Here is a 23898-nt window from a genome sequence, read left to right as displayed (position 1 = left end):
CGCAGGTGGAAAGCCGAGGCTTTCGCTCTGCGATGTACCCCCACCCTACCCCTCATAGGCGCTAGTTTAAGCGAGTTTTCAGATAGTCGGATTGTTTTCGCCGGCTTCGTGGGGGCTCACAGATATGACGCCATGTTCGGAGGAACATGTTGCGGAGCGTCTGCCACTGGAGTGGTCCACGAATGGCGGCGCAGATGGTTGCCAGAGCTAACTTCATGAGACGCCAGCGCGATGGGGTTACGGGTGGTGTTGCCTGGTTCAGAGGGGGAAGAGTCCGGGACTTGCCCGGCAATCTGTTCGGCGATGATGGCAACGATCAGCCTTGCGTAGATCCACGCTCGTGCGAGCTCAGGCTTCTTGGCCGGCAGCATGTCGAGGCCGGCCAAGCTCTTGAACCTTTTAAAAGCCAGCTCGATTTGCCAGCGAAAGCGATAGAGGGCGAGAATGTCGGCTGGCGGGAAGGCGTCGGCCGGCAGCGAGGTCAGGAGAAGGATATACTTCGCCACCTCAAGACTGCGCGGGTCTGGCTGCTTGCCGCGTTTCTTGGCATCCTTCAGCAGGCGCTTCTGTTCAGCCGCCGCTTGTTCGGGGTCCTTGCGCCGGACAACGAGGCGCAGCATCAGCGGCGTCGCTGCCTTGATGCCTTCGTGGATTCGAAGGTGCACTTCGCCTTCCTGCTCAGCCTGAGAGGCAAGTGCTGCGAACAGATCAAAAGGCTCGCCGTTCGCCTGCAACAGGCGCAACGAGTTCCAGCCGGTACGCACGATGAAGTCTGCACCGGCATCGATCACCGGCCGCAGATCGCGCGGTCGGGCATAGCAGCGATCGGCCAGTATGATATCTCCCGGCCGGTAGTTGAGGCGCTGAAGGTTCTCGGCCCCGTGCACGTCGGTCAATTCAAGCTGATCGACTTGACCGGTTGCCAGATCGTAGCCGACATGCAGCCGCCATGTCGTACGGTCAGCTCCCGGCTCGCAGATCGACGTGCCATCCAGTGCCCGCAAGCGATGCCCGGTCCAGCGCCGCACGGGCAGTTTTGTCTGTTCGGCAATCAGTGCAGTCGCGATATCGCCGAGCCAGGGTGCGGCTTTGCACAGCCGAGCGAGCAGCGATGGATCGGACAACCGCGCAATTCCGCCAGCCTCTGCCCATACGCAGGTCTCGCGCAGCGACATGCCGAGGCCGCCATAGGCCAGTGCCAGCCGCAACAGCGTCTCAGCGCTCTTGATTTCTCGAACCCGCGTCAAGGCTCCGCACGACCGAGCCGTTGCTTCCAGGTCAAAATTAGCCGGAAGTCGCCCGCTCACTTCCGGCCAATGATCCAAAATCTCAGGACGAATCTTCATCCCAAGCTTGAATCATATCGAGATTCCTCGTGTCCAGAGCTTAAACTAGCGCCTATGACCCTACCCCTCGTGGCGCTGACCTCGGCAAATTGCCTGCACCGGCGGCCGCCTCGTGCGACGGACCCTGGTCAGTGATTGTCCCTCGGCACGCCGCTTGTATGAGCCACATCCTGGTATTTCACCGCCGGCTTCAGCACCATGCCTTCGGAAAACTGGTCGACCATGCCGCGCTGGATTTCCTGCCAGGGCGTCTGGTGCTTCGGATACTGATAGCCGCCATTGTTTTGCAGCTCGGCGCGGCGCCGCGTGATCTCGTCGTCGCTGACGAGGATGTCGGCGGTGCCCTTGCGCAGGTCGATGCGGACGCGGTCGCCGGTCTTCAGCAGCGCCAGGCCGCCGCCGATGGCGGCTTCGGGCGAGGCGTTGAGGATCGACGGCGAGCCCGACGTGCCCGACTGGCGACCGTCGCCGATACAGGCCAGCGCGTGGATGCCCTTTTTGATCAGATAGGCAGGCGGCTGCATGTTGACGACTTCGGCGCCGCCGGGATAGCCGATCGGGCCGGCGCCGCGCATGAACAGGATGGTGTGCTCGTCAATTCCCTGTGCCGGGTCGTCGATGCGGGCGTGATAGTCCTCGGGGCCGTCGAAGACCATGGCGTTGCCCTCGAAGGCTTCGGGGTCCTTCGGGTTCGACAGATAGCGCTCGCGGAATTCGGGCGAGATGCCGCTGGTCTTCATGATCGCCGAATCGAACAGATTGCCCTTGAGATTGATGAAGCCGGCATTGGCTTTCAGCGGCTCGGCAACCGTGCGGATGACGTCGAGGTTCTCGTTGACGGCGCCGCTGCAATTGTCGCCGATGGTCTTGCCGTTAGCTGTCATGGCTTCCGGATAGGGCAGCAGGCCGCCCTTCATCAATTCGGCGACCACGGCCGGCACGCCGCCGGCATGGTGATAGTCCTCGCCGAGATATTCGCCCGTCGGCTGCAGATTGACGATTAGCGGTATGTTGAGGCCGACCTTCTGCCAATCGTCATTGTCGAGCGGCACGCCGAGATGGCGGGCGATGGCGTTGAGGTGGATCGGCGCATTGGTCGAGCCGCCGATCGCCGAGTTGACGACGATGGCGTTCTCGAAGGCCTTACGGGTCATGATGTCGGAGGGCTTCAGATCCTCATGCACCATGTCGACGATGCGCTTTCCGGTCTCGTAGGCGATCTGGCCGCGCTCGCGATAGGGGGCGGGGATAGCGGCCGAGCCCGGCAATTGCATGCCGAGCGCCTCGGCCAGCGAATTCATCGTGGTGGCGGTACCCATCGTGTTGCAATAGCCGGTCGACGGCGCCGAGGAGGCAACGATATCCATGAACTCGTCATAGCCAATCTCGCCGGCCGACAGGCGCTGGCGCGATTCCCAGACGATGGTGCCGGAGCCGGTGCGCTTGCCCTTGTGCCAGCCGTTGAGCATCGGGCCGACCGAAAGCGCGATAGCCGGAATGTTGACGGTGGCCGCGGCCATCAGCATGGCCGGCGTCGTCTTGTCGCAGCCGATGGTGAGCACCACGCCGTCGAGCGGATAGCCGTAGAGCACCTCTACCAGGCTGAGATAGGCAAGGTTGCGGTCAAGTGCAGCAGTCGGCCGCTTGCCGGTCTCCTGGATCGGGTGGCAAGGGAACTCGAAAGGGATGCCACCCATCGAGACGATGCCTTCGCGCACGCGCTTGGCCAGTTCGATGTGATGGCGGTTGCAGGGCGACAGGTCCGAGCCGGTCTGGGCGATGCCGATCAGCGGCTTGCCGGACATCAGTTCGGCCCGCGTCAGCCCGTAATTCAGGTAGCGCTCCAGATAGAGTGCCGTCATGCCCGGATTGTCGGGATTGTCGAACCACTCCTGCGAGCGAAATTTTTTCTTGTGGGTGGGGGCGCCTGCCATCGTGGTCTCCGTATTTGTATGACAAATCGATATGACAACGCGCGGGAGCAGGCAAGGGGCACGCGCCATCCGAATCCGCTCTTTGGTGCGAAAGACATACATCTGCCTCTGCGCTAGACGGGATCGTGGTTTGTCAGCCCGCTATCCCGGAGAGTTGGAGCGCGTCGCCGCGGACCCTACCTGACCCTTCCGGCCACCCTCCCCCTCAAGGGGCCCACTTGGGGGAGGGACATCCGCATCACTCGAACACGATGCTCGGCACTGCAGCCTCGGCCGCGCCGCGCTCTTCATTGACGCGGTCCCAGACCTTGGCGGCGATGTCGCGATAGATTTTCGCCTCAGCGCCATCCGGCTTGGAGACCACCACTGGCGTGCCGGCATCGGAGCTTTCGCGGATGCCCATCTCGAGCGGCACTTCGCCAAGGAAGGTGACGCCGAGACGCTCGGCCTCGCGGCGGGCGCCGCCATGGCCGAAGATGTCGTAGCGTTTTCCCGTATCGGGGGCGAGAAAATAGCTCATGTTTTCGACGATACCCAATAGCGGCACGTCGACCTTTCTGAACATGTTGAGGCCTTTGCGCGCATCGATCAGGGCCAGGTCCTGTGGCGTCGAGACGATGACGGCGCCGGCCAGCGGCACCTGTTGGGCCATGGTCAGCTGGGCGTCGCCGGTGCCGGGCGGCATGTCGACGACGAGCACATCAAGCGGTCCCCATTCGACCTCGCGCAGCATCTGCGTCAATGCCGACATCACCATCGGCCCGCGCCAGATCATCGGCGTCTCCTCATCGACGAGGAAGCCCATCGACATGACCTTGAGGCCATAATTCTGCATCGGCTTCAGGATCTTGCCGTCGACGGTCTGCGGCCTGCCACAAATGTTGAGCAGACGCGGCATGGAAGGGCCATAAATGTCGGCATCGAGCACCCCGACCCGCAGCCCGTTGGCGGCAAGCCCAAGGGCGATATTGACGGCGGTGGTCGACTTGCCGACGCCGCCCTTGCCGGAAGCGACGGCGATGATCGCTTCGATGCCGGGTACGCCGCGCTTGCCCTGGCTGTGCGAGGCGGGCGCCTGCGGCGCGGGACGCGCAGGTGCGGCCGGCGGAGCGGGCCTCTGAGCCGGTCTTTGCGGAACCGGCGCCTCCATGCCGCCGCCCTTCTTTTCCGCCGTCAGCGCGACCACGGCGCCGGCAACACCGGGGATCGCTTTGACGACACGTTCGGCCGCCGCACGCAGCGGTTCCATCTCCTGGGCACGGGCAGCGGGAACGGTGATCGAAAAGAACACCTTGGCATCGGCAATGAAAATCTCGGAAACCAGGCCGAGGTCGACGATATTGCCGGTGAAATCCGGCCCATTGACCGTCTTCAGGCGCTCGATAACGATTTCCTTGGTCACGTTTTCATTGGCGGCGGGCATGAGTTTTTCCTCTACTCTTCCGCTCCAGATAATGCAGTTCCGGAACAGAACCAAGCGATGGACCACCAATTGCAGCGGCGTATCGGGGAGGCAGCGAGCATATGACGGCATTTCCAGTGGGAGCAGCCGTCGCCAAATCGTCAACGCAGCCTATTTCATGAGCATGGAATGACAGCCAGGGAAGGAGACGAATCATGCTCGCAAACAGCAACGCGACGGCCAATCTCGCCGTGAAGGACCTGGCCAAGGCCAGGGCATTCTACGAAGGGGTCCTTGGCCTGAAAGAGGTGCACAATGAAGGTGGCGAACTGATCGTCTATAAAAGCGGCGACACCAGCATCAACGTCTACCGTTCGAACTTCGCTGGGACCAACAAGGCGACGGCTGTGACATGGACGGTCGGCGACGAACTCGGCAAGATCGTTGAGGCATTGAAATCGAAGGGCGTGACCTTCGAACATTACGACATGCCAGGCCTGACGCTGGAGGGTGACGTTCATGTCGGTCAGGACATGAAGGTCGCATGGTTCAAGGATCCGGACGGCAACATCCTGAACCTTGTGGATAGGTAGATACGGCGCATCGCCTGCCGCGCAGTGCTACGGTGCTGTCACCATGCCAGGCCGACCGCGAGGTAGGTGAGAGCCGCGATCGCCGCGGTTGCCGGCAGGGTGACGATCCATGCCACCACGATGTTACCGGCAATGCCCCAGCGAACGGCGGAGACGCGGCGGGCGGCGCCGACGCCGATGATGGCGCCGGTGATCGTGTGCGTGGTCGATACAGGAATACCGAGCCAGGTGGCGGCGAACAGGGTGATCGCTCCGCCGGTCTCGGCGCAGAAACCCTGCATCGGGTTCAGCCGGGTGATCTTCGAGCCCATGGTGTGGACGATGCGCCAGCCGCCGAGCAACGTGCCCAGCGCCAGCGCCGACTGGCAGGTGATGACGACCCACAGCGGCACGTAAAAATTCGCGCCGAGCATGCCTTGCGAATAGAGCAGCACGGCGATGATGCCCATAGTCTTCTGCGCGTCGTTGCCGCCATGGCCGAGCGAATAGAGCGAGGCGGAAAAGAACTGCATGACGCGGAAGGTGCTGTCGACGGCGAACGGCGTCCGCCGCACGAACAGCCAGGAGACCGCGAGGATCAGGACGAGCGCCAGCAGAAAACCTGCCGCCGGCGATAGCACGATGGCCGCCGTCGTTTTACCCAACCCGGTCCAGACGATGGCGCCGGTGCCTGCCTTGGCAACGCCGGCGCCGACCAAACCGCCGATCAGCGCGTGCGAGCTGCTGGACGGGATGCCGACGAGCCAGGTGACAATATTCCAGACGATGGCGCCGACAAGTGCTGCGAAGATCACTGCCGGCGTGACGATGCTGGCGTCGATGATGCCGGTTCCCAGCGTCTCCGCTACGTGGAGACCGAAGAACATGAAGGCGATGAAATTGAAGAAAGCCGCCCAGAACACCGCATAGTGCGGCCTCAGCACGCGGGTGGAGACGATAGTGGCGATGGAGTTGGCGGCATCGTGCAGGCCGTTGAGAAAATCGAAGAACAGCGCGACGACGACAAGGCCGACCAGCACCGGATAGGCTATCGCGGCTTCCACTATACGTTCTCGATGACGATGCCGCTGATTTCGTTGGCGACGTCCTCGAAGCGATCGACCACCTTTTCCAGCTGGCCGTAGATCTCGCTGCCGATCAGATAGGCCATAGGATCGCTGCGGCCGTGCCGCTTGAACAGGTCCTTCAGGCCCTGTTCGTGCAGGTCGTCGGCCCGGCCTTCGGCGTGCATGACTTCCTCGGCGATGGCGTTGAGGCGCACCGTATGCGCCCCGACCTTGCCGAGCAGCGGGATCGCCTCGGCCACCAACTTGGCGGCCTCGACGATGACGCCCCCCATTTCCTGCATCAGCGGGTCGAATTCCTTCTTTTCGAACAGCTTTACCGTCTTGACGGTTTTGTGCATCATGTCGATGGCATCATCCATCGACTGGATCAGGTCCTTGATGTCGCCGCGGTCGAAGGGCGTGATGAAGGAGCGGCGCACGGCCAGCAGCACTTCCGCGGTGATCTGATCGGCTTCGTCCTCGAGATCGATGATCGTCTGACACCAGCGGTCGATGTCGTTGCCCTGCAAAAGCTGCTGCAGTGCCTCGGCGCCACCGACCACGGTGCGGGAATGCCGCTCGAACAGGTCGAAGAAGCGATCTTCGCGCGGCAGCAGCTTGCGGAACCAGCCCAGCATGTTCGGTCTCCCGTCGTGTCCAGTCCACGACCCCGTCTCATCCACATAGCGCTGCATTCCATCGCGGGAAACAGTAAGCCGGCTGAAAGATGTGGATGCGGACGATTTACACACGCGGCTTGCGGCCGAAGGCGATTTCCACGACGTTGCGCGCTACAATCGGACACAGCGTCCGTGACAGGCTCCCGACGGCATGATCGATAAGCTGGAATTCTTCATAGCACTTGCCAAGGAAGAACATTTCGGCCGGGCGGCGGAGGTGTGCGGCGTCACCCAACCGACGCTTTCGGCCGGCATCAAGCAGCTGGAAGGCCAGCTCGGCGTGATGCTGGTGCTGCGCGGCTCGCGCTTCCAGGGATTGACGCCGGAAGGCAAGCAGGTGTTGGTGTGGGCGCGCCGCATCGTCGGCGACAGCAGGACCATGCGCGAGGAGATGCGGGCGGCACGCCACGGCCTGTCAGGGCGCATCCGCATCGCCGCGATCCCGACGGCGCTGGCCATGGTGGCGCGACTGACGACGCCGTTTCGGGCAAAGCACCCCGGCGTCACCTTCTCGGTGCTGTCGCGGACCTCGATCGAGGTGCTGTCGCTGCTCGGCAATTTCGACATCGACGCCGGCGTCACCTATCTCGACAACGAGCCGCTCGGACGCGTCACCAGCGTGCCGCTCTACGACGAGCGCTACCAGCTGATCACCGCCGTCGGGAACCCCTATTTCGACCGCGACAAAGTGACATGGGCGGAACTCAGTCAGCTGCCGCTCTGCCTGCTGACGCCCGACATGCAGAACCGCCGCATCATCGACCAGCATCTGGCCGAAGCCGGCGTGCAGGTGCGGCCGACATTGGAATCCAACTCGATGATCGTGCTGTTTTCGCATATCCGCACCGGCAAATGGTCGTCGATCATGCCCCTTAACCTCTCGGAAACCTTCGGTTTTTCCGAGCCGATCCGGGCTATCCCGATCGTCGAGCCGGATGCCAGCCACACCGTCGGGCTGGTGGCGGCACGGCGCGAACCGCACACGCCACTGGTCTCGGCGCTGTTGGACGAGGCAATGGCGCTGGCGGACGATTTCCGCGCCCGCCGCTAGGCTAGACAAGGCTGGTGACCGCGAACGATAGAAAATTTCTATCGAGCAACGGATCGGCTTTATTGATTTAGCGGGTTTCCTCTGATTTCCTAACCACTTAGCGGAAGACCGCCACGACCAGGGAGGGCGCTGCATGACGATGCAGCCTGCAAGTACCGAGATCGCATCGCGCACCGCGGCGATCATCCACGAGCTGAAAGGCCTCGAAGGCCCGCTGCTGCCGATCCTGCACGGTATCCAGGAAGAGTTCGGTTATGTGCCGCAGGACGCGCTGCCGGTCATCGCCGAGGCGCTGAACATTTCCAGGGCCGAGGTGCACGGCGTCGTGACCTTCTATCACGATTATCGCAGACAGCCGGCTGGCCGCCATGTGCTGAAGCTCTGCCAGGCGGAAGCCTGCCAGTCGATGGGTTCGGATGCGATCGCCGCCAAGCTCAAATCATTGCTGGGCATAGGCTTCCACGAGACAACCCGTGACGGTTCGGTGACGCTGGAGCCGGTCTATTGCCTCGGCCTTTGCGCCTGCTCGCCGTCGGCGATGCTGGACGGGGAGGTGATCGGTCGGCTCGACGACGAAAAGCTCAACGAGATCGCTGCCGAGGTGCGCTCATGATCCCGCGTATCTATATTCCCGGCGATTCCGGCGCGCTGGCGCTCGGTGCGGAAAAGGTCGCCAAGGCGATTCGGGCGGAACTGGCCGAGCGCGGCATCGAGGCCAAGATCGTGCGCAACGGCTCGCGGGGCGCCTATTTCCTCGAGCCGATGGTCGAAGTGGCAACAGCTAATGGCCGCGTCGCCTATGGGCCGGTGAAGCCCTCCGACGTCAAAGGCCTGTTCGACTGCGGCTTCCTCACCGGCGGCCACCACAAGCGCTGGCTGGGCGCACCGGACAAGATCCCGTTCCTTGCCAGGCAGACGCGGCTGACCTTTGCGCGCTGCGGCGTCACCGATCCGCTGTCGCTCGATCACTACAAGGCGCATGGCGGGCTGAAGGGCCTGCAGAATGCAGTGGCGATGACGCCGGCCGAGGTCGTCAAGCAGGTGACCGAGTCCGGGCTGCGCGGTCGTGGCGGCGCCGGCTTCCCGACCGGCATCAAATGGAAAACTGTGCTCGATACGTCGGCCGACCGCAAATACATCGTCTGCAATGCCGATGAAGGCGATTCCGGCACGTTCGCCGACCGCATGATCATGGAAGGCGACCCCTTCGTGCTGATCGAAGGCATGGCGATCGCCGGCATCGCCACCGGCGCGACCAAGGGCTTTATCTATATCCGCTCCGAATATCCGCACGCGGTGGCGGTGATGCAGAAGGCCGTCGAGATCGCCCGCAAGGCCGGCGTGCTCGGCATCAATGTGCTCGGCTCGGCCAATTCATTCGACATGGAAGTGCGCGTCGGCGCCGGCGCCTATGTTTGCGGCGAGGAAACCGCCCTGCTCGACAGCCTCGAAGGCAAGCGCGGACAGGTGCGGGCCAAGCCGCCGCTGCCGGCGCACAAGGGCCTGTTCGGCAAGCCGACAGTGATCAACAACGTCATCTCGCTGGCCTCGGTGCCGGTGATCATGGACAAGGGCGCCGCCTTCTACAAGGATTTCGGCATGGGCCGTTCACGCGGCACCATCCCGATCCAGATTGCCGGCAACGTCAAGTATCCCGGTCTCTACGAGGCGGCGTTCGGCATGACGCTGGGCGAGATCGTCGACGATATCGGCGGCGGCACGGCGACGGGACGCCCGGTCAAAGCGGTGCAGGTGGGTGGCCCGCTCGGCGCCTATTTCCCGCGCGCGCTGTTCGACACGCCGTTCGACTACGAAGCGTTTGCCGCCAAGGACGGGCTGATCGGCCATGCCGGCATCGTCGTTTTCGACGACAGCGCCGACATGCTGAAGCAGGCACGCTTTGCCATGGAATTCTGCGCCATCGAGAGCTGCGGCAAGTGCACGCCGTGCCGCATCGGCTCGACGCGCGGTGTCGAGGTGCTGGACCGGCTCGCTCAGAACGTCGAACCGGAAAAGCAGATCGCGCTGGTCACCGACCTTTGCAACACGATGAAGTTCGGCTCGCTTTGCGCTCTCGGCGGCTTCACCCCATATCCAGTGATGAGTGCACTCAACCATTTCCCGGACGACTTTCGGCCGACGCCGGTCGCCGAAGCAGCGGAATAGGAGCGGACAGGTATGAACGCGGCATTCGACATCAAATCGCTGGTCCAGGAAATCGACTACGGCACACCCGCCTCTGAAGCAGAACAAAAGGTAACGCTGACGGTCGACGGCAAGTCGGTGACGGTGCCGGCGGGGACCTCGATCATGCGCGCTTCGATGGAAGCGGGCGTCGAAATCCCGAAACTCTGCGCCACCGACATGCTGGACTCGTTCGGCTCCTGCCGGGTCTGCCTCGTCGAGATCGACGGGCGCGGCGGCACGCCGGCCTCGTGTACGACGCCGGTCGGCGAAGGCATGGTCGTGCATACGCAGAGCGACCGGCTAGACGCCATTCGCCGCGGCGTGATGGAACTCTACGTCTCCGACCATCCTGCGGCGTGGGGCGAGAAGGCCGGCACTGGCGCCAGCGAGTTCGACAAGGTCGTCAGGACGGTCGGCCTGACCGAGAACCGCTATGGCGTGGACGGCCGCAACCACGTCAAGCAGGAAAACGGCGTGGCGCCCGGCCATGGCTCGCTGACCATCGATTACATCGCCCGCGATGAATCGAACCCGTATTTCACCTACGATCCGACGCAGTGCATCGTCTGCTCGCGCTGCGTGCGCGCCTGTGAGGAGGTGCAGGGCACGTTCGCGCTGACCATCGAGGGCCGCGGCTTCGAATCCAGGGTCTCGGCCGGCATGCACGAGGCGTTCGTCGATTCCGAATGCGTGTCGTGCGGGGCCTGCGTGCAGGCCTGCCCGACCGATGCGCTGAGGGAAAAGACCGTGCTGGCGAAGGGCCTGCCCGAGCGCTCGACCGTCACCACCTGCGCCTATTGCGGCGTCGGCTGTTCGTTCAAGGCCGAGGTCAAGGGCGACGAGGTCATCCGCATGATGCCCTACAAGGCAGGCAAGGCCAACCACGGCCACTCCTGCGTCAAGGGCCGCTTCGCCTATGGCTACGCGACGCACAAGGACCGTATCCTGAAACCAATGATCCGCGAGAAGGTCAGCGATCCGTGGCGCGAAGTGTCGTGGGAAGAGGCGCTCACCCATACGGCGAATGAATTCCGCCGCATCCAGTACCAGTACGGCCGCACCTCGATCGGCGGCATCACCTCCTCGCGCTGCACCAACGAGGAGACCTACCTCGTCCAGAAGCTTGTCCGGCAGGGCTTCCGCAACAACAATGTCGATACCTGCGCCCGTGTCTGCCATTCGCCGACCGGCTATGGTCTCGGCCAGACCTTCGGCACCTCCGCCGGCACGCAGGACTTCGATTCGATCGAGCAGACGGACGTGATCCTGCTGATCGGCGCCAATCCGACCGATGCGCATCCGGTGTTCGCCTCGCGCATGAAGAAGCGCATGCGCGAGGGCGCCAAGCTGATCGTGCTCGATCCGCGCCGCACCGACATCGTGCGCTCGGCCCACGTCGAGGCGCAGTTCCATCTGCCGCTGAAGCCGGGCACCAACGTCGCCATGCTGACCGCACTTGCCCATGTCATCGTCACCGAGGGCCTGTTCGACGAGGCCTTCATCCGCGAGCGCTGCGACTGGGACGAGTTCCAGGACTGGGCATCGTTCGTGGCGCTGCCGGAAAATAGCCCGGAAGTGGTCGGCCAGCTTGCAAATGTCGATCCCGACGACATACGCGGCGCGGCGCGGCTCTACGCCCGCGGCGGTAACGGCGCGATCTATTACGGCCTCGGCGTGACCGAGCACAGCCAGGGCTCGACCACCGTCATCGCCATTGCCAACCTCGCCATGGCGACCGGCAATATCGGCCGGCCGGGCGTCGGCGTGAACCCGCTGCGCGGCCAGAACAATGTGCAGGGCTCCTGCGACATGGGCTCGTTCCCGCACGAGCTTCCCGGCTATCGCCACATTTCAGGCGACGCGGTGCGCGCCATCTATGAGAGCCTGTGGGGCGTCAAGCTCGACGACGAGCCCGGCCTGCGCATCCCCAATATGCTGGATGCGGCCGTCGACGGCTCGTTCAAGGGGCTCTATGTGCAGGGCGAGGACATCCTGCAGTCGGACCCCGACACCAAGCATGTCGCCGCCGGTCTCGCCGCGATGGAATGCGTCGTCGTGCACGACCTCTTCCTCAACGAGACGGCCAACTACGCGCATGTGTTCCTGCCCGGCTCGACGTTCCTCGAGAAGGACGGCACCTTCACCAATGCCGAGCGCCGCATCAACATGGTGCGCAAGGTGATGGAGCCGAAATGCGGCTATGCCGACTGGGAAACGACGCAGGAGCTCGCCAAGGCGCTCGGCCTCGGCTGGAACTACACGCATCCGTCCCAGATCATGGACGAGATCGCCAAGACAACACCAAGTTTCGCCGGCGTTTCCTTCGACCTTCTCGACCGGGTGGGCTCGGTGCAGTGGCCCTGCAACGAGAAGTCGCCGGAAGGCACGCCGATCATGCATATCGGCGGCTTCGTGCGCGGCAAGGGCAAGTTCATCCGCACCGAATACGTCGCGACCGACGAAAGGACCGGACCGCGCTTCCCGCTGCTGCTGACCACCGGCCGCATCCTGTCGCAATACAATGTCGGCGCGCAGACCCGGCGCACCGACAATGTGGTCTGGCATAGCGAGGACCGGCTGGAGATCCATCCGCACGATGCCGAAAATCGCGGCCTGCGCGACGGCGACTGGGTGCGGCTGACCAGCCGCTCCGGCGAGACGACGCTGCGCGCGCTGATCACCGAGCGGGTGTCGCCGGGCGTCGTCTATACGACCTTCCACCATCCCGACACCCAGGCTAACGTCATCACCACCGACTTCTCCGACTGGGCGACCAACTGCCCGGAATACAAGGTGACCGCGGTGCAGGTGGGTGCATCCAACGGCCCGTCGGAATGGCAGCGCGACTATGACGAGCAGGCAAAGCAAAGCCGCCGCATCGCCCCGCTGCAAGCAGCGGAGTAGCGGTTTTGGTTTCGTGCCGGAGTACCCCCCTCTGGCCTGCCGGCCATCTCCCCCTCAGGGGGGGAGATTGGATGTCATCTCGACTTTCGCCAATCACCAAAGTCGAAAGGTGCGCTGCGACGCCTGAACTGCCGATCTCCCCCCTTGAGGGGGAGATGCCAAATGATGACAAAGAGGGCAGGCCAGAGGGGGATGCCGCGTGATGCCCAAACGTCGTGCTGTCACACAGATCAGCCGCCTGGCGCGCCGCGCCGGCGGTACTGCGGCCGCCAACCGCATGGTGCCGGAAGAGACGCCGGTGGCGTTCTCCTTTGCCGGCACCACGCATGCGGTGATGATGGCAAGCCCGGCTGATTTCGAGGATTTCGCGCTCGGCTTCTCGCTGACCGAAGGCATCATTGCCTCGCCGGACGAAATCGAAGCGATCGAGGTCGAGGATCACGGCGCCGGCATCGATATCCAGATCCGGCTGAAGGACCAGGCCAACACCCGCTTCGAAGCGCGGCGGCGCAGGCTCGCTGGGCCGGTCGGCTGCGGGCTGTGCGGCATCGAATCCATCGAAGAGGCAATGCGCTCGGTAAACCCGGTCGGTGCGTCGCAACTTACACTTCAGGCCAATGACATCGTCCGCTCGGTCAAGCTTTTGTCGAAGCTGCAGCCGCTGCACGCCGAGACCGGTGCCGTCCACGCCGCCGGTTTTTACCTCCCCGGCAAGGGCATCGTCATGGCGCGTGAGGATGTCGGCCGCCACAACGCGCTGGACAAGCTGGCTGGCGCGCTGGCCAAAGCCGGTATCGACGGCAGGTCGGGGGCCGTCGTCGTGACGTCGCGCGTTTCGGTCGAGATGGTGCAGAAGACCGCGGCGATCGGCTCGGCCGTCATCATTGCCGTCTCGGCGCCGACCGCACTTGCCATCCGCACCGCGGACGATTCCGGCATGACGCTGGTGGCGCTGGTGCGCGGCGACGATTTCGATATTTTCACCCATCCTGACCGAGTGGTTTCCGGAGTTGCCAAGCATGTCGCATGACGAGGGCCACCTCATGAGCACCAGCGAAAAGCTGGTTCGCATGGCCAACCAGATCGCCGCCTTTTTCCACTCCAAGCCGCGCGAGCAAGGCATTGCCGGCGTCGCCGAGCACATCAACAAGTTCTGGGAGCCGAGGATGCGCCGGCAATTGTTCGAGATGCTTGACAGCGGCGGCGAAGGGTTCAATGAACTTGTCGTCGCGGCCGCGCCACACATCAAGCGGCCGGGCGCGCCGGAGGGCGCAGGTTTCAGCGCTGGCGGAGCGAACACCGAGACGACCGCCGCGTCACAGAAGTAGGCGCCGCAGGCCCACATTCACGCTCTCTAAAGTTTCATCTGCCGCAAGCTGCGCGCCTCTGCTATGATCCGGCGATAAGAAATCGTCGGGTCGGGCGGACAACTCGTGAGGCCGATCGAAACTCGATACGCGCCCAGTGGCGACGTGCGGATCGCCTATCAGGTGGTCGGCCAGGGATCGCTCGATCTCGTCTTCGTGCCGGGTTTCATTTCCAATCTCGACCTGCACTGGGAAGACGAGGGCTACACCCGGCTGTTGAAGCGGCTTTCCGCGTTCTCACGGCTGATCCTGTTCGACAAGCGCGGCACCGGTCTGTCCGACCGCGTCGATGTCCACCACCTGCCCAGCCTCGAAACCCGCATGGACGATGTACGCGCGGTGATGGATGCGACCGGCAGCGGCCGCGCCGCCTTGCTCGGCGCTTCGGAAGGCGCGCCGATGGCAATGCTGTTCGCCGCCACCTACCCGGAGCGGACGCGGGCGCTGGCGCTTTATGGCGGCTATGCGCATTTCCACAAATGGGTGATGCCGCCGGAACGCTTTGAGGCGTTCATCGCGACGGCGGAGACCGCATGGGGTACCGGCGCCACCCTGCCGCATTTCGCGCCCGGCCGCGTCGACGATCCGCGTTTCGCCACATGGTGGGCGCGCTTCGAGCGGCTGTCGGCGAGCCCGACCGCGGCAATCGCCCTGGCCCGCATGAATGCAGCTATCGACGTGCGCGGCGTGCTGGCGGCGATCAGCGCACCGACGCTGCTGGTCCATCGCCGCAACGATGCGCGCGTCGACCCGGAGGCCAGCCGCTTCCTGGCAAGGAATATCCCGAATTCGCGGCTGGTCGAGGTGGCCGGGCGCGACCACCCGATCTGGACCGGCGATGTCGACCGGGTGGCCGATCTGATCGAGGAATTCCTGACCGGAGCGCGCGCCGTTGCCGAGGCCGAGCGCGTGCTGGCTGCACTGCTGGTCACCCGGATCTACGACACGGCGCGGCTTGGCGACCGCATGTGGAGCGAGCGCAGCCAGCGTTTCCAGGAAACATGGCGGCTGCTGGTCGGGCGCCATGGCGGCCGCCCGGCCGGCACGCATGGCGAGCTGATGATGGCGCGCTTCGACGGCCCGGCGCGGGCCGTACGCTGCGCGGCGGCGCTGCGCGATGCGGCGCAGGAGATCGGCGTCGCCAGCGCGCAGGGCGTGCATGTCGGCGAGGTCGAGTTGCGTGGGCCGCCGACGGGGTTGACGGCGCGCGTGACGATGCAGCTTGCCGCGCATGCCGGGCGCGGCGATATCCTCGCTTCGCGGCTGGTCGCCGACCTCGCCGCCGGTTCAGGCCTTCATTTCAATGACGCCGGGCGCATCGCGCTTGACGAGCTGGATGAGCCGCTGGCGCTGGTGCAGGCGACCTCGGAACAGCATCTGGAGCCGGCCTGCCGGCCGAAGGCCAAGGCTGCCGAGCCGGCCGCACTGACGGCGCGCGAAAGCGAGGTGGTGAACCTCATCGCCGATGGCAAGAGCAATGCCGCGATCGCCGCCGAACTCGGGTTGAGCGAACACACCGTCAAGCGTCACGTCGCCAATATTCTGCTCAAGCTGGACCTGCCGTCGCGGGCGGCGGCGGCGGCGTTCTCGGCCCGGCACGCTGGCCCGCACGGGCCATAGGAGCCATGGCGCTTTCGGGCGAAGCGGCCGGGCATGCGTAAGCGCTATCACTTCGTCCCATGCAGGCCAGGCGGATATCGCCGGGAAAGGCGCTGCGAAGGGAGGAATAAAATGCTGAAGTTGACACTCAAATCACTGGTGCTAGCGGCAGGCGTTGACGCGCTGTTGGCGATCGTTCCTGCCAAGGCCGAAGACGCCTCGGCGACGGCTGCCTACAAGGACATCCAGGCAACGCTCGGCTCGGTACCGGACATGTTCAAGACGCTGCCGGACGTCGCCGTTGCCGGCGCCTGGGCCGAGATCAAGGGCGTGCAGCTCAACCCGAACACCGCGCTCGACGGCAAGACCAAGGAATTGATGGGCCTCGCCGTCGCCTCGCAGATCCCCTGCCAGTACTGCATCTATTTCCACACGCAGGCGGCCAAGCTCAATGGCGCCAGCGACGAGGAGATCAAGGAGGCGGTGGCGATGGCGGCGATCGTGCGCCACTGGTCGACGATGCTCAACGGCAGCCAGGTCGATCTCGCCACTTTCAAGAAGCAGTCCGACGAGGTGTTCGCGGCCGTCAAGGCGAAGTCGCAGTGAAAAAGCCACTGCCCGGCGGCGAGCGCCGGGCAGTGCCTGATCAAGCAACCACCCGATCCGAGAAAACGGGCCTATGGAGGAAAAAATGCTGACCAAGACACAGACGATAGACGGCGCTGCGATCAAGAAGGCGATTGAGGGCCGTGATGGAAAATTGCTGGCGAGCTTCTATGCCGACGACGCATTGGTGCGGGTGATCGACCGCAACAACCCGCCGAGCAAGCCGCGCGAAATCCGCGGGCGCGCTGCGATCACCACATTCTGGGACGACATTTGCAGCCGGGCGATGACCCACAAGGTCGACACCACCATTGCCGACGGCAACAACCTCGCCTTCACCCAGGCCTGCTCCTATCCGGACGGGACCAAGGTATTCTGCGCGGCGATGCTGGAGCTGAAGAACGGCCAGATCGCACGGCAGACGGTCGTGCAGGCCTGGGACGAGTGAGGCGGCGATGTTCAGTGCCAGATGGCAGATCGACGCCAAGTTCGACCACAAGCAGACCGTGCTCTGTTGAAGAAATGGGAACGCGAGATCGGCTCGCAGGCCGGTCTCGACGACCTCAAGTTCCAGATCATGACCGGATCGATCGACGCGCGGGAAGCGACGGTCGGGTCACATCACCAGGTCGAATGCCTCGCCAGTTGGAGGCGTTCTTCGCCAGGATCGGCAAGATCGACGCGCACGCCAAATGGGGCAAGGAGATGGAGCCCTATGTCGTGTCGGGCACCAGCCTGTGGAACATCTACCGCATCGTGGAATAGCAGTCCGGCTTACTCCCTTCTCCCCGTCACTTACGGGGAGAAGGTGGCGGCAGCCGGATGAGGGGCAGCGCGACGTCTATAATTACGGAGAGCGCAAACCTCTATTCGCTCTCGCCGTCCAGCGCGGGCACCGACACGCCGGCAAGCTCCGCCGCCAGCAGCCGCGACGCACCGGCGCGTGCGATCCTCAGCATCAGCGCCTTGCGCGTTGCCGCCGCCATGCGGTGCTCGGGCGCATCGCGCAAAATCTCGGCGCCGTAACCGTCGGAGAGAATGAAGCCGCACTCCTGCGGAAAAATTTCCTGGGGTACGCCGGGATGGGTGGCGAAGAAGAACCGGTCGGAATGCAGCCGGTAGTCCGGCCATTTGCGGTCGACCCTGAAATCCTCGATCGAGGATTTGATCTCGATGATCCAGATGTCGCCCTGGCGGGTCAGCGCAACCAGGTCGGCCCGCCGGCCGGTGGCCAGCGACAGTTCGGGCAAGACATGCGCGCCCATCTGCCTGAGCAGCCGCTGCACGCCGCGCCTGACCAGCATGGCGCGCTCCGACTGGCGGCCGTCGATGAGCGGATTGAGGGGTAGAGGTGAGATGATCGGCATTACCGCACCATGCCAGATTTTGTTCACGGTTTGAACCCGGTCGCGGCGGGCGATTATGTACTTTACAAACACGGCGATGCCTGATACGTTGAATCCACACTAGGATTCCGGGTTATGAGCGTCCTTTCCGAACCACACTTCCACAACGAAGAAGCTGCTTTTGAGCGGCTGGAAGCGATTGTTTGGCCGGAAGGTCCAGTCTGCCCCAAGTGCGGCAACTGCGAACAGACGCGCATTACCCGCGTCACTGGCGCAACCGCTCGCACCGGTCTTCGTCGCTGCTTGGAATGCAAGAAGCAGTTCACCGTGAAGGTCGGCACCGTGTTCGAAAGCAGCCACGTTCCGCTGCACAAGTGGTGGCAGGCGGCGCACCTTCTCGCGTCCAGCAAGAAGGGTATCAGCGCTCACCAACTGCACCGGACGTTGCAGGTCCAGTACAAGACCGCATGGTTCATGTTCCATCGCTTGCGTGAGGCAATGCGCGATGGCGTCCTTTCTCCGATGGGCGGCGAAGGCAAGCATGTCGAAGTTGACGAAACGTACATCGGTCGCCTGAAAGGCGCTCCGGTAAGGCGCGGCGGTGGCGCTCACAAGAACTCTGTCGTAACGCTGGTGGAACGTGGTGGCCGCGCCCGTTCCTTCCACGTCGATACCGCCCGCATTGGCACTGTCATGCCGCTAGTTCGAGCCAACATCGCGCGCGAGAGTGCGCTCATGACCGACGAAGCTGGCATGTATCGCCGCGTGGGCCAGGAATTTGCCTCTCACGATGTCGTCACGCATTCCAAGGATGAATACGTCCGCTACGAAGGCGAAAAGACCATTCATACGAACACCGTCGAAGGCTATTACAGCATCTTCAAACGTGGCATGAAAGGCATCTATCAGCATTGCGGTGAGCAGCATTTGCACCGCTACCTTGCCGAGTTCGATTTCCGCTACAGTAACCGCATTGCGCTTGGCGTCGATGACAACAACAGGACGGTAAAGGCCATGGCTGGCATCGTTGGAAAGCGTTTGAAATACCGGGACTCGTTCGCCGGGTAAGCTCCAAGTCCGTTCATGTGGTGGTGCGATTGATGGCTACTGAAGACCACATTACGCTTGTCATTGAGGGCTTGCCCGAGGATGACGGACAAGTGCGGCTCGCCGCGTTTCTGTCCGAACTCCAGAACCTAAACGCCACGCTCAATCGGCTTGATCGCGATGCAAACGCGGGCAAGACGGCCAGCTATTTTCGTATCGCCGAGCTGTCCTACAATAGTCCGGTTCGCGTCACTCTCGGTCCACATCCATTGCCGGGTAAGCCGCCTACCGGCCTAATCGTGATTGATAGTCTGAACCGGATTTCTGCGGCGTTGGCGAGCGGCGGCGACCTGCTTGACCTTGATGCTGAATTGCTCGGGGACCTCCGGAACCTAGCACGCCCGGTTGGGGCGACCGTCAAAAGCGCGACGTTGCTTTTCGACGATAGTCGCATCGACCTTACGCCGCAGATCGTCAGCCGCGTTGACGCCGCTCTTGCGGTCGATGAGGAATGTGAAGGGTTTCTTCAGGGGAACCTTGAACAGATCAACCTTCACCTAGGGGTCAACACGTTCCAAATCTATCCCGACGTTGGGCCAAAGAAGGTAACCTGCCATTTTCCGGCTCGCTTATATGACGAAGCCGTCTCTGCGGTTGGCCGCAAAGTGGAGGTCTTTGGCACACTTCTCTATCGTGCGCGAACCGACTTCCCGCACCAGATTGAGGTAACAAGCATCGAAGCCTACCCCCCCGAATCCGATCTGCCCGATTGGGAAGATCTGAGAGGCCGCGCCCCGGACGCGACTGGCGGCTTGAGTTCTGAAGCCTTTGTCCGGGAGCTTCGCGATGGCTGGCGCTAGTCCGATCTACTATTGGGATACCTGCCTTTTCCTCGCGTGGCTCAACGATGAGAACCGGAAGTCTGGCGAAATGGATGGCGTGCGCGAGGTAATCGCCCGTCATAAACGACGCGAGGTAAAGCTGGTCACTTCCGTCCTGACGCGGGTCGAAGTGCTGCAATCCAGGATACCGGTCGGCGTTGGCAGCAGCTTCACCGACCTGATAAAGCGGATGACGCAATTGGGAATGGACATCAAAGTTGCCGGGCTTTCGCATGATCTACGTGACCACTATTCGGCAAATGCCGCAGCCCACGCCGGGAAGACACTTTCTACTCCGGATGCGATCCATCTAGCCACAGCCATCCATTATCGCGCCGATGAGTTTCATACGTTCGACAATGGCGGCAGCGCCAAAAGCCTAGGGCTCTTGCCATTGTCGGGAAACATTGGAGGACACAAGCTCAAGATATGCAAACCAGAAGCAAAAAGCCCGCAGCTCGATCTGAAAAAGCCCGAAAGCAAATGAAGACGGACAATCGTTCTCAGTCGGCGGCTTTCATCGAAAAGGCGCGCGAAATCGAAGCGGACGAAGGGAAATCCGATGCCGATGCCCTAATGGGCAAGCTGGCGCGTACCCCGGCTGACCACAAGCAAAAGCCGAAGGGCAAGAAGGCACGATGAGCGTCGTCAGCGGTGTGGTGCTTTGTACATCTATTGCTGAAGATTGTTCGAGCCCGAACGGTCAGCCCGTTCTTTTCGAGCGCATACAGGAGTGGCTAGCGGAGCGCGCCGGCCCCTTCCAACAACTTAACAGCGTCGAGGCTAGCTTTGGCGGCAGCAAGCATCCGCAAATGTTTGTAGCTGGCGGCGGCTTCAACCATTTCTCCGAAGACGACTTTGCGGCCTACGTGATGTCGCTGCCTTGGCAAAACCCAGAAAACGTTGTGTTGGTGATCGACCCCGAAGATGGGGCTACCCGCGTCTTCAGACCTCCCTGTTTGTAAAGTACATAATCGCCTCGCGGCGATTATCTGGCTGACAAACCTAATCTGCAAAATACTGTGGAGCGGGCGCTACAAGGCCCGCCCTTCCACAAGGCGGGCCGCTCGCGTTATGAATGCGTTTCCTACTGGTGAGGGGAGCTATGTTTTCGCGAGGCGTCGCGGTTGATCTAATATTCACCGCTGCAGGCCCGATAGTGGTCGCAGCATAATCAAAAAGGTGGCGAAGCATGGTTACTGAGAATGCAAGTTTGACGGTCGAGCAGACTAGGCTCAATAGGATGCTCACGCGGGGCGTCGTATTTTCCGTCATTTGGCTCGCCGGTTTCGGGTCTTCTTATGCACTCTACCAGGGGCTTCTGGCGCGACGGATGATAAAAATGAATCCCGTGCTTCGGGGAAATGGCCGCGCCTGGTGGTGCATCATTGTGGGAGGGCTTGGGGCCGCAGCCTTATGTGCGATAGTTGGCGCCGGCATTTTCAATGCCATGACACAACCCTAGGTCACGCTGCAACACCGCCTGCCGATCTGGTGTTGGGTCATATTGATTTGTAGGTCCCGTCAATGAGTGCTTCCGGCGTCATCCTCCCATCATTGGCCGTCATTTCCCGCCCGCAAGTTTAAAGCTTGCTGATTCATATCAGAATGCTCCTGTCCCGTCGCCGGGCCGCACCAGATATGGCAACTCAGATTTGCCATTGTCATCGACCCGGCCCTCAGCTAATCGGCATCATCCCTTCCAGGGCAATAATTCTCGTCTTTGCGCAGCGTTCGCGGATGGCTTTGAGGCGGCTGTATTCTGGAGAGTCGTACCATGCCAGGAGGGACGCCATGTCCGGGAATTCGACAATGACGAGGCGATGAGGTTCCCAATCGCCCTCCAGAACTTTGGTGGCTCCGCCGCGAGCGATGTACCTCCCCCCATAGCGGGCTTCGGTTGCCGGCACATCCCGGCGGTATTCCTCGAAAACGGCGGCGTCGGTTATGTCTACATCAGCAATGAGATATGCGGCCATTGACCTTACTCCCTGAAAAAAACATTGAAACAGGTCTATTAGCGGCCCCGCAACTAAGCCAGCGGTACTACGCCTCGGAAACGACTCGCGTTCTCCCGGATTGGGGCGCTTAACTGTCTTGGTGGGGGCAGCTCTGGGAGAGACGAACCATGCCGATGTATCTCACGCGATTCAGCTACAGGCCCGAAACCTGGGCGCGCTTGATGGATAATCCCGAGGATAGACGCGAGGCTGCCCGTTCCTACATCGAGTCGGTCGGCGGAAAGCTGCACGGGTTCTGGTATGCCTTCGGAGAGTACGATGGCTGGAACCTATGGGAGGCGCCGGACAACGTGTCGATGGCATCCGTCATGCTCGCCATCGGTGCGGGAGGCGCGCTCAGCTCTTACGAGACCACCGTGCTGCTAAGTGTCGAAGAGACGATGGAAGCCCTTGGGAAAGCCAAGTCGATCCGGTATCGCCCACCGGGATCGTGACCGCCGCCCGCGCTTTGCGGAGTGTCGAAGGCTGGTAACGCTTGCTCGCGAACTGCGCACGTTCCTAAACTTTTGCGCAAAAGAGTCCACTGCGGCTCTTGGCAGCGCCGGCAGCTTGCGCTTTCAATGTCGGCTACGGTGTTTTACGAGGAGCATTAGATGACGGAAGATGACGACCGGAAATCAGCGACGCCGGAGGAAATCCGCCCGGCCATCAGAGGATGGGCGGTGCTTGGGGCAATTATCGTTGCCGTGTTTGGTGCGGCCTACGTCATGATCGATAGTTGAATGGCCGACGGTCCTGGTCGCCCCGATGGACTGCCTGAAACGATCGGCACGGTCCTGGGTGCATTGGTGGTGATCGGCACGTTCGGGCTTCTGGCTTGGACCGTGCTTCGCGGCGTCCTTTATTAAACCCGGCCCGTCTGGACTTTCTCCTGCAGCGGCCGCGTCTCAGTCCGATCTCCTCGCAGCAACGGATGGTCTTGGCCGCAGGCCAGAGCGCCGGGCAGCGTCACCGACATTCATGGGTGATTTCTTCGTCTCCTGGTTCTTGTTCTTGGCCCATTGATTTTGCAACATAATCCTGCGGGGGCTGTTGCCGAAATGCCATAGTCGCAGGTTTACCAGCACACAAGTCCAAGGATATAGGCATCGCCCGCTTGGCAAGCAAAGCAAATGCCAGCATGAATGAAGATGAAAAAAGCGGCCGACTCGAGCCGCTGTTGTTTGGGCAGGCATCGGACCTTTTCATGCGCATGAAGTCACTTGCAATCGTCGCGGCCCTGGCGCTGTCGACGGCTGTCGCCGGTTGCAGCACCATCGGCTCGCAGATCTTCACCAACAACTACGGCGCGGTGACCGACGCCGGCTATCACCTGCCGCGCGTTCCGATCGAAAAGGTGCCGTTCAAATACCGCCGGCAGATCGTCGACTACGACACCAAGGAAAAGCCGGGCACCATTATCGTCGATACGCAGAACAAGTTCCTCTATTTCGTCATGGGCGACGGCGAAGCGATGCGCTACGGCATCGGCGTCGGCCGTGAGGGTTTCGAATGGCACGGCACCGCCCATATCGCGCTGAAGCGCGAATGGCCGACCTGGACACCGCCTTCGCAGATGATCAAGCGCCAGCCGGAGTTGGCCAAGTTTGCCGGTGGCATGGACCCGGGGTTGAAGAACCCGCTCGGCGCGCGCGCCATGTACCTGTTCAACAAGGGCGGCGACATGGGTTATCGCCTGCATGGCAGCCCGGAATGGAATTCGATCGGCAAGGCGATGTCGTCGGGCTGCATCCGGCTGATGAACCAGGACATTATCGACCTCTACGACCGCACCTCGGTCGGCGCCAAGGTCATCGTGATATAAGACCCTTATACGCGGACCGTCTAGGCAACAACACAGACGTCGCAAACAGAAAACCGGGCACTTTGGCCCGGTTTTTTGTTGTCT

General features: G+C 62.4%; 27 protein-coding genes. 20 read left to right on the top strand and 7 right to left on the bottom strand.

What is annotated here, in order from left to right; all coding sequences use genetic code 11:
• Positions 1–116 precede the first annotated feature (116 nt).
• The 3 genes from NKI70_RS23945 to NKI70_RS23935 form a co-directional block, all read right to left on the bottom strand.
• Positions 117–1346 (bottom strand): IS4 family transposase, encoded by a 1230-nt coding sequence (locus tag NKI70_RS23945; RefSeq protein ID WP_352698214.1) that lies wholly within the window; start codon positions 1344–1346, stop codon positions 117–119.
• 128 nt (positions 1347–1474) lie between these two features.
• On the bottom strand, positions 1475–3280 hold the full coding sequence (locus tag NKI70_RS23940; protein WP_352577478.1) for an IlvD/Edd family dehydratase: 1806 nt from the start codon (positions 3278–3280) through the stop codon (positions 1475–1477).
• A 238-nt stretch (positions 3281–3518) separates the two neighbouring features.
• Complete coding sequence (locus NKI70_RS23935) at positions 3519–4703, bottom strand: Mrp/NBP35 family ATP-binding protein (RefSeq protein ID WP_352698217.1); 1185 nt, start codon at positions 4701–4703, stop codon at positions 3519–3521.
• Between the two features lie 194 nt (positions 4704–4897).
• On the opposite strand from NKI70_RS23935, the gene NKI70_RS23930 reads away from it, so the two are divergent.
• Positions 4898–5275 (top strand): VOC family protein, encoded by a 378-nt coding sequence (locus NKI70_RS23930; RefSeq protein ID WP_352698219.1) that lies wholly within the window; start codon positions 4898–4900, stop codon positions 5273–5275.
• 38 nt (positions 5276–5313) lie between these two features.
• On the opposite strand, the gene NKI70_RS23925 is transcribed toward NKI70_RS23930, so the two are convergent.
• Positions 5314–6318, bottom strand: a complete 1005-nt coding sequence (locus NKI70_RS23925) for an inorganic phosphate transporter (RefSeq protein ID WP_352698221.1) — start codon at positions 6316–6318, stop codon at positions 5314–5316.
• Positions 6318–6959: a DUF47 family protein gene (locus tag NKI70_RS23920; RefSeq protein ID WP_352698222.1), complete on the bottom strand. Its 642-nt coding sequence runs from the start codon at positions 6957–6959 to the stop codon at positions 6318–6320. Before NKI70_RS23920 ends, NKI70_RS23925 begins: the two co-directional genes overlap by 1 nt.
• Before the next feature lie 193 nt (positions 6960–7152).
• Here NKI70_RS23920 and NKI70_RS23915 point away from each other — a divergent pair, with 193 nt between their 5' ends.
• The 10 genes from NKI70_RS23915 (at position 7153) to NKI70_RS23870 (ending at position 17480) form a co-directional block, all read left to right on the top strand.
• Positions 7153–8052, top strand: coding sequence for a LysR family transcriptional regulator (locus NKI70_RS23915; protein ID WP_352698224.1), 900 nt, complete (start codon positions 7153–7155; stop codon positions 8050–8052).
• Positions 8053–8185: 133 nt separating this feature from the next.
• Positions 8186–8665 (top strand): formate dehydrogenase subunit gamma, encoded by a 480-nt coding sequence (locus NKI70_RS23910; protein WP_352698226.1) that lies wholly within the window; start codon positions 8186–8188, stop codon positions 8663–8665.
• Entirely contained in the window at positions 8662–10218 is a 1557-nt protein-coding gene (locus NKI70_RS23905) for a formate dehydrogenase beta subunit (RefSeq protein WP_352698228.1), read from the top strand. The genes NKI70_RS23910 and NKI70_RS23905 overlap by 4 nt, the downstream gene beginning before the upstream one ends.
• A gap of 12 nt (positions 10219–10230) precedes the next feature.
• On the top strand, positions 10231–13143 hold the full coding sequence (fdhF, locus tag NKI70_RS23900) for a formate dehydrogenase subunit alpha (protein WP_023676803.1): 2913 nt from the start codon (positions 10231–10233) through the stop codon (positions 13141–13143).
• Between the two features lie 202 nt (positions 13144–13345).
• Positions 13346–14173: a formate dehydrogenase accessory sulfurtransferase FdhD gene (fdhD, locus tag NKI70_RS23895; protein ID WP_502896638.1), complete on the top strand. Its 828-nt coding sequence runs from the start codon at positions 13346–13348 to the stop codon at positions 14171–14173.
• Complete coding sequence (locus NKI70_RS23890) at positions 14163–14471, top strand: formate dehydrogenase subunit delta (protein WP_352570237.1); 309 nt, start codon at positions 14163–14165, stop codon at positions 14469–14471. The genes fdhD and NKI70_RS23890 overlap by 11 nt, the downstream gene beginning before the upstream one ends.
• A gap of 105 nt (positions 14472–14576) precedes the next feature.
• Positions 14577–16130 (top strand): alpha/beta fold hydrolase, encoded by a 1554-nt coding sequence (locus NKI70_RS23885; RefSeq protein ID WP_352724961.1) that lies wholly within the window; start codon positions 14577–14579, stop codon positions 16128–16130.
• A 111-nt stretch (positions 16131–16241) separates the two neighbouring features.
• Positions 16242–16715 carry a carboxymuconolactone decarboxylase family protein gene (locus NKI70_RS23880; protein ID WP_352724960.1) on the top strand — a complete coding sequence of 158 codons (474 nt, stop codon included), beginning with the start codon at positions 16242–16244 and terminating at the stop codon, positions 16713–16715.
• 85 nt (positions 16716–16800) lie between these two features.
• Positions 16801–17163, top strand: coding sequence for a nuclear transport factor 2 family protein (locus tag NKI70_RS23875; RefSeq protein WP_352448516.1), 363 nt, complete (start codon positions 16801–16803; stop codon positions 17161–17163).
• Positions 17164–17348: 185 nt separating this feature from the next.
• Positions 17349–17480: a hypothetical protein gene (locus NKI70_RS23870; RefSeq protein ID WP_352724959.1), complete on the top strand. Its 132-nt coding sequence runs from the start codon at positions 17349–17351 to the stop codon at positions 17478–17480.
• A 101-nt stretch (positions 17481–17581) separates the two neighbouring features.
• Here the strand turns inward: NKI70_RS23870 and NKI70_RS23865 are convergent, their stop codons facing one another.
• Positions 17582–18082: an MmcB family DNA repair protein gene (locus NKI70_RS23865; RefSeq protein ID WP_023676393.1), complete on the bottom strand. Its 501-nt coding sequence runs from the start codon at positions 18080–18082 to the stop codon at positions 17582–17584.
• Positions 18083–18196: 114 nt separating this feature from the next.
• Here NKI70_RS23865 and NKI70_RS23860 point away from each other — a divergent pair, with 114 nt between their 5' ends.
• Genes NKI70_RS23860 through NKI70_RS23840 form a run of 5 tightly spaced genes read left to right on the top strand, consistent with a single transcriptional unit; the run spans position 18197 to position 20954 of the window.
• Complete coding sequence (locus NKI70_RS23860) at positions 18197–19129, top strand: IS1595 family transposase (protein WP_352724958.1); 933 nt, start codon at positions 18197–18199, stop codon at positions 19127–19129.
• 32 nt (positions 19130–19161) lie between these two features.
• Positions 19162–19968, top strand: coding sequence for a hypothetical protein (locus NKI70_RS23855; protein WP_352724957.1), 807 nt, complete (start codon positions 19162–19164; stop codon positions 19966–19968).
• A complete protein-coding gene (locus NKI70_RS23850; protein ID WP_352724956.1) occupies positions 19955–20476 on the top strand; it encodes a type II toxin-antitoxin system VapC family toxin in 522 nt (173 codons plus the stop codon). Before NKI70_RS23855 ends, NKI70_RS23850 begins: the two co-directional genes overlap by 14 nt.
• Positions 20473–20631, top strand: coding sequence for a hypothetical protein (locus tag NKI70_RS23845; protein WP_352724955.1), 159 nt, complete (start codon positions 20473–20475; stop codon positions 20629–20631). Before NKI70_RS23850 ends, NKI70_RS23845 begins: the two co-directional genes overlap by 4 nt.
• Positions 20628–20954 carry a hypothetical protein gene (locus NKI70_RS23840; RefSeq protein WP_352724954.1) on the top strand — a complete coding sequence of 109 codons (327 nt, stop codon included), beginning with the start codon at positions 20628–20630 and terminating at the stop codon, positions 20952–20954. The genes NKI70_RS23845 and NKI70_RS23840 overlap by 4 nt, the downstream gene beginning before the upstream one ends.
• A gap of 714 nt (positions 20955–21668) precedes the next feature.
• Here NKI70_RS23840 and NKI70_RS23835 read toward each other — a convergent pair.
• Entirely contained in the window at positions 21669–21968 is a 300-nt protein-coding gene (locus NKI70_RS23835) for a DUF1330 domain-containing protein (RefSeq protein ID WP_352570234.1), read from the bottom strand.
• Between the two features lie 149 nt (positions 21969–22117).
• On the opposite strand from NKI70_RS23835, the gene NKI70_RS23830 reads away from it, so the two are divergent.
• The 4 genes from NKI70_RS23830 to NKI70_RS23815 all read left to right on the top strand — a co-directional run bounded on the left by NKI70_RS23830 (position 22118) and on the right by NKI70_RS23815 (position 23814).
• On the top strand, positions 22118–22444 hold the full coding sequence (locus tag NKI70_RS23830) for a GYD domain-containing protein (protein WP_352476054.1): 327 nt from the start codon (positions 22118–22120) through the stop codon (positions 22442–22444).
• 159 nt (positions 22445–22603) lie between these two features.
• Complete coding sequence (locus NKI70_RS23825) at positions 22604–22732, top strand: hypothetical protein (RefSeq protein WP_023676389.1); 129 nt, start codon at positions 22604–22606, stop codon at positions 22730–22732.
• Positions 22733–22858 carry a hypothetical protein gene (locus NKI70_RS23820; RefSeq protein WP_023676388.1) on the top strand — a complete coding sequence of 42 codons (126 nt, stop codon included), beginning with the start codon at positions 22733–22735 and terminating at the stop codon, positions 22856–22858.
• Positions 22859–23196: 338 nt separating this feature from the next.
• On the top strand, positions 23197–23814 hold the full coding sequence (locus NKI70_RS23815; protein WP_352591300.1) for a L,D-transpeptidase: 618 nt from the start codon (positions 23197–23199) through the stop codon (positions 23812–23814).
• The last annotated feature ends 84 nt before the right edge of the window (positions 23815–23898 follow it).

The sequence above is a fragment of the Mesorhizobium sp. M0500 genome, from assembly GCF_040321165.1.
Taxonomy (GTDB): Bacteria; Pseudomonadota; Alphaproteobacteria; order Rhizobiales; family Rhizobiaceae; genus Mesorhizobium.
Note: the sequence above shows the minus strand (reverse complement) of the source record. Positions and strands in the feature narration are given on the sequence as shown.

Bases quoted from the DNA above. Each gene is read 5' to 3' on its own strand.
- NKI70_RS23945 (WP_352698214.1), bottom strand. From the start codon at position 1,346: ATGAAGATTCGTCCTGAGATTTTGGATCATTGGCCGGAAGTGAGCGGG.
- NKI70_RS23940 (WP_352577478.1), bottom strand. From the start codon at position 3,280: ATGGCAGGCGCCCCCACCCACAAGAAAAAATTTCGCTCGCAGGAGTGG.
- NKI70_RS23935 (WP_352698217.1), bottom strand. From the start codon at position 4,703: ATGCCCGCCGCCAATGAAAACGTGACCAAGGAAATCGTTATCGAGCGC.
- NKI70_RS23930 (WP_352698219.1), top strand. From the start codon at position 4,898: ATGCTCGCAAACAGCAACGCGACGGCCAATCTCGCCGTGAAGGACCTG.
- NKI70_RS23920 (WP_352698222.1), bottom strand. From the start codon at position 6,959: ATGCTGGGCTGGTTCCGCAAGCTGCTGCCGCGCGAAGATCGCTTCTTC.
- NKI70_RS23915 (WP_352698224.1), top strand. From the start codon at position 7,153: ATGATCGATAAGCTGGAATTCTTCATAGCACTTGCCAAGGAAGAACAT.
- NKI70_RS23910 (WP_352698226.1), top strand. From the start codon at position 8,186: ATGACGATGCAGCCTGCAAGTACCGAGATCGCATCGCGCACCGCGGCG.
- NKI70_RS23905 (WP_352698228.1), top strand. From the start codon at position 8,662: ATGATCCCGCGTATCTATATTCCCGGCGATTCCGGCGCGCTGGCGCTC.
- fdhF (WP_023676803.1), top strand. From the start codon at position 10,231: ATGAACGCGGCATTCGACATCAAATCGCTGGTCCAGGAAATCGACTAC.
- fdhD (WP_502896638.1), top strand. From the start codon at position 13,346: ATGCCCAAACGTCGTGCTGTCACACAGATCAGCCGCCTGGCGCGCCGC.
- NKI70_RS23890 (WP_352570237.1), top strand. From the start codon at position 14,163: ATGTCGCATGACGAGGGCCACCTCATGAGCACCAGCGAAAAGCTGGTT.
- NKI70_RS23880 (WP_352724960.1), top strand. From the start codon at position 16,242: ATGCTGAAGTTGACACTCAAATCACTGGTGCTAGCGGCAGGCGTTGAC.
- NKI70_RS23875 (WP_352448516.1), top strand. From the start codon at position 16,801: ATGCTGACCAAGACACAGACGATAGACGGCGCTGCGATCAAGAAGGCG.
- NKI70_RS23870 (WP_352724959.1), top strand. From the start codon at position 17,349: ATGCCTCGCCAGTTGGAGGCGTTCTTCGCCAGGATCGGCAAGATCGAC.
- NKI70_RS23865 (WP_023676393.1), bottom strand. From the start codon at position 18,082: ATGCCGATCATCTCACCTCTACCCCTCAATCCGCTCATCGACGGCCGC.
- NKI70_RS23860 (WP_352724958.1), top strand. From the start codon at position 18,197: ATGAGCGTCCTTTCCGAACCACACTTCCACAACGAAGAAGCTGCTTTT.
- NKI70_RS23855 (WP_352724957.1), top strand. From the start codon at position 19,162: ATGGCTACTGAAGACCACATTACGCTTGTCATTGAGGGCTTGCCCGAG.
- NKI70_RS23850 (WP_352724956.1), top strand. From the start codon at position 19,955: ATGGCTGGCGCTAGTCCGATCTACTATTGGGATACCTGCCTTTTCCTC.
- NKI70_RS23845 (WP_352724955.1), top strand. From the start codon at position 20,473: ATGAAGACGGACAATCGTTCTCAGTCGGCGGCTTTCATCGAAAAGGCG.
- NKI70_RS23840 (WP_352724954.1), top strand. From the start codon at position 20,628: ATGAGCGTCGTCAGCGGTGTGGTGCTTTGTACATCTATTGCTGAAGAT.
- NKI70_RS23835 (WP_352570234.1), bottom strand. From the start codon at position 21,968: ATGGCCGCATATCTCATTGCTGATGTAGACATAACCGACGCCGCCGTT.
- NKI70_RS23830 (WP_352476054.1), top strand. From the start codon at position 22,118: ATGCCGATGTATCTCACGCGATTCAGCTACAGGCCCGAAACCTGGGCG.
- NKI70_RS23825 (WP_023676389.1), top strand. From the start codon at position 22,604: ATGACGGAAGATGACGACCGGAAATCAGCGACGCCGGAGGAAATCCGC.
- NKI70_RS23820 (WP_023676388.1), top strand. From the start codon at position 22,733: ATGGCCGACGGTCCTGGTCGCCCCGATGGACTGCCTGAAACGATCGGC.
- NKI70_RS23815 (WP_352591300.1), top strand. From the start codon at position 23,197: ATGCGCATGAAGTCACTTGCAATCGTCGCGGCCCTGGCGCTGTCGACG.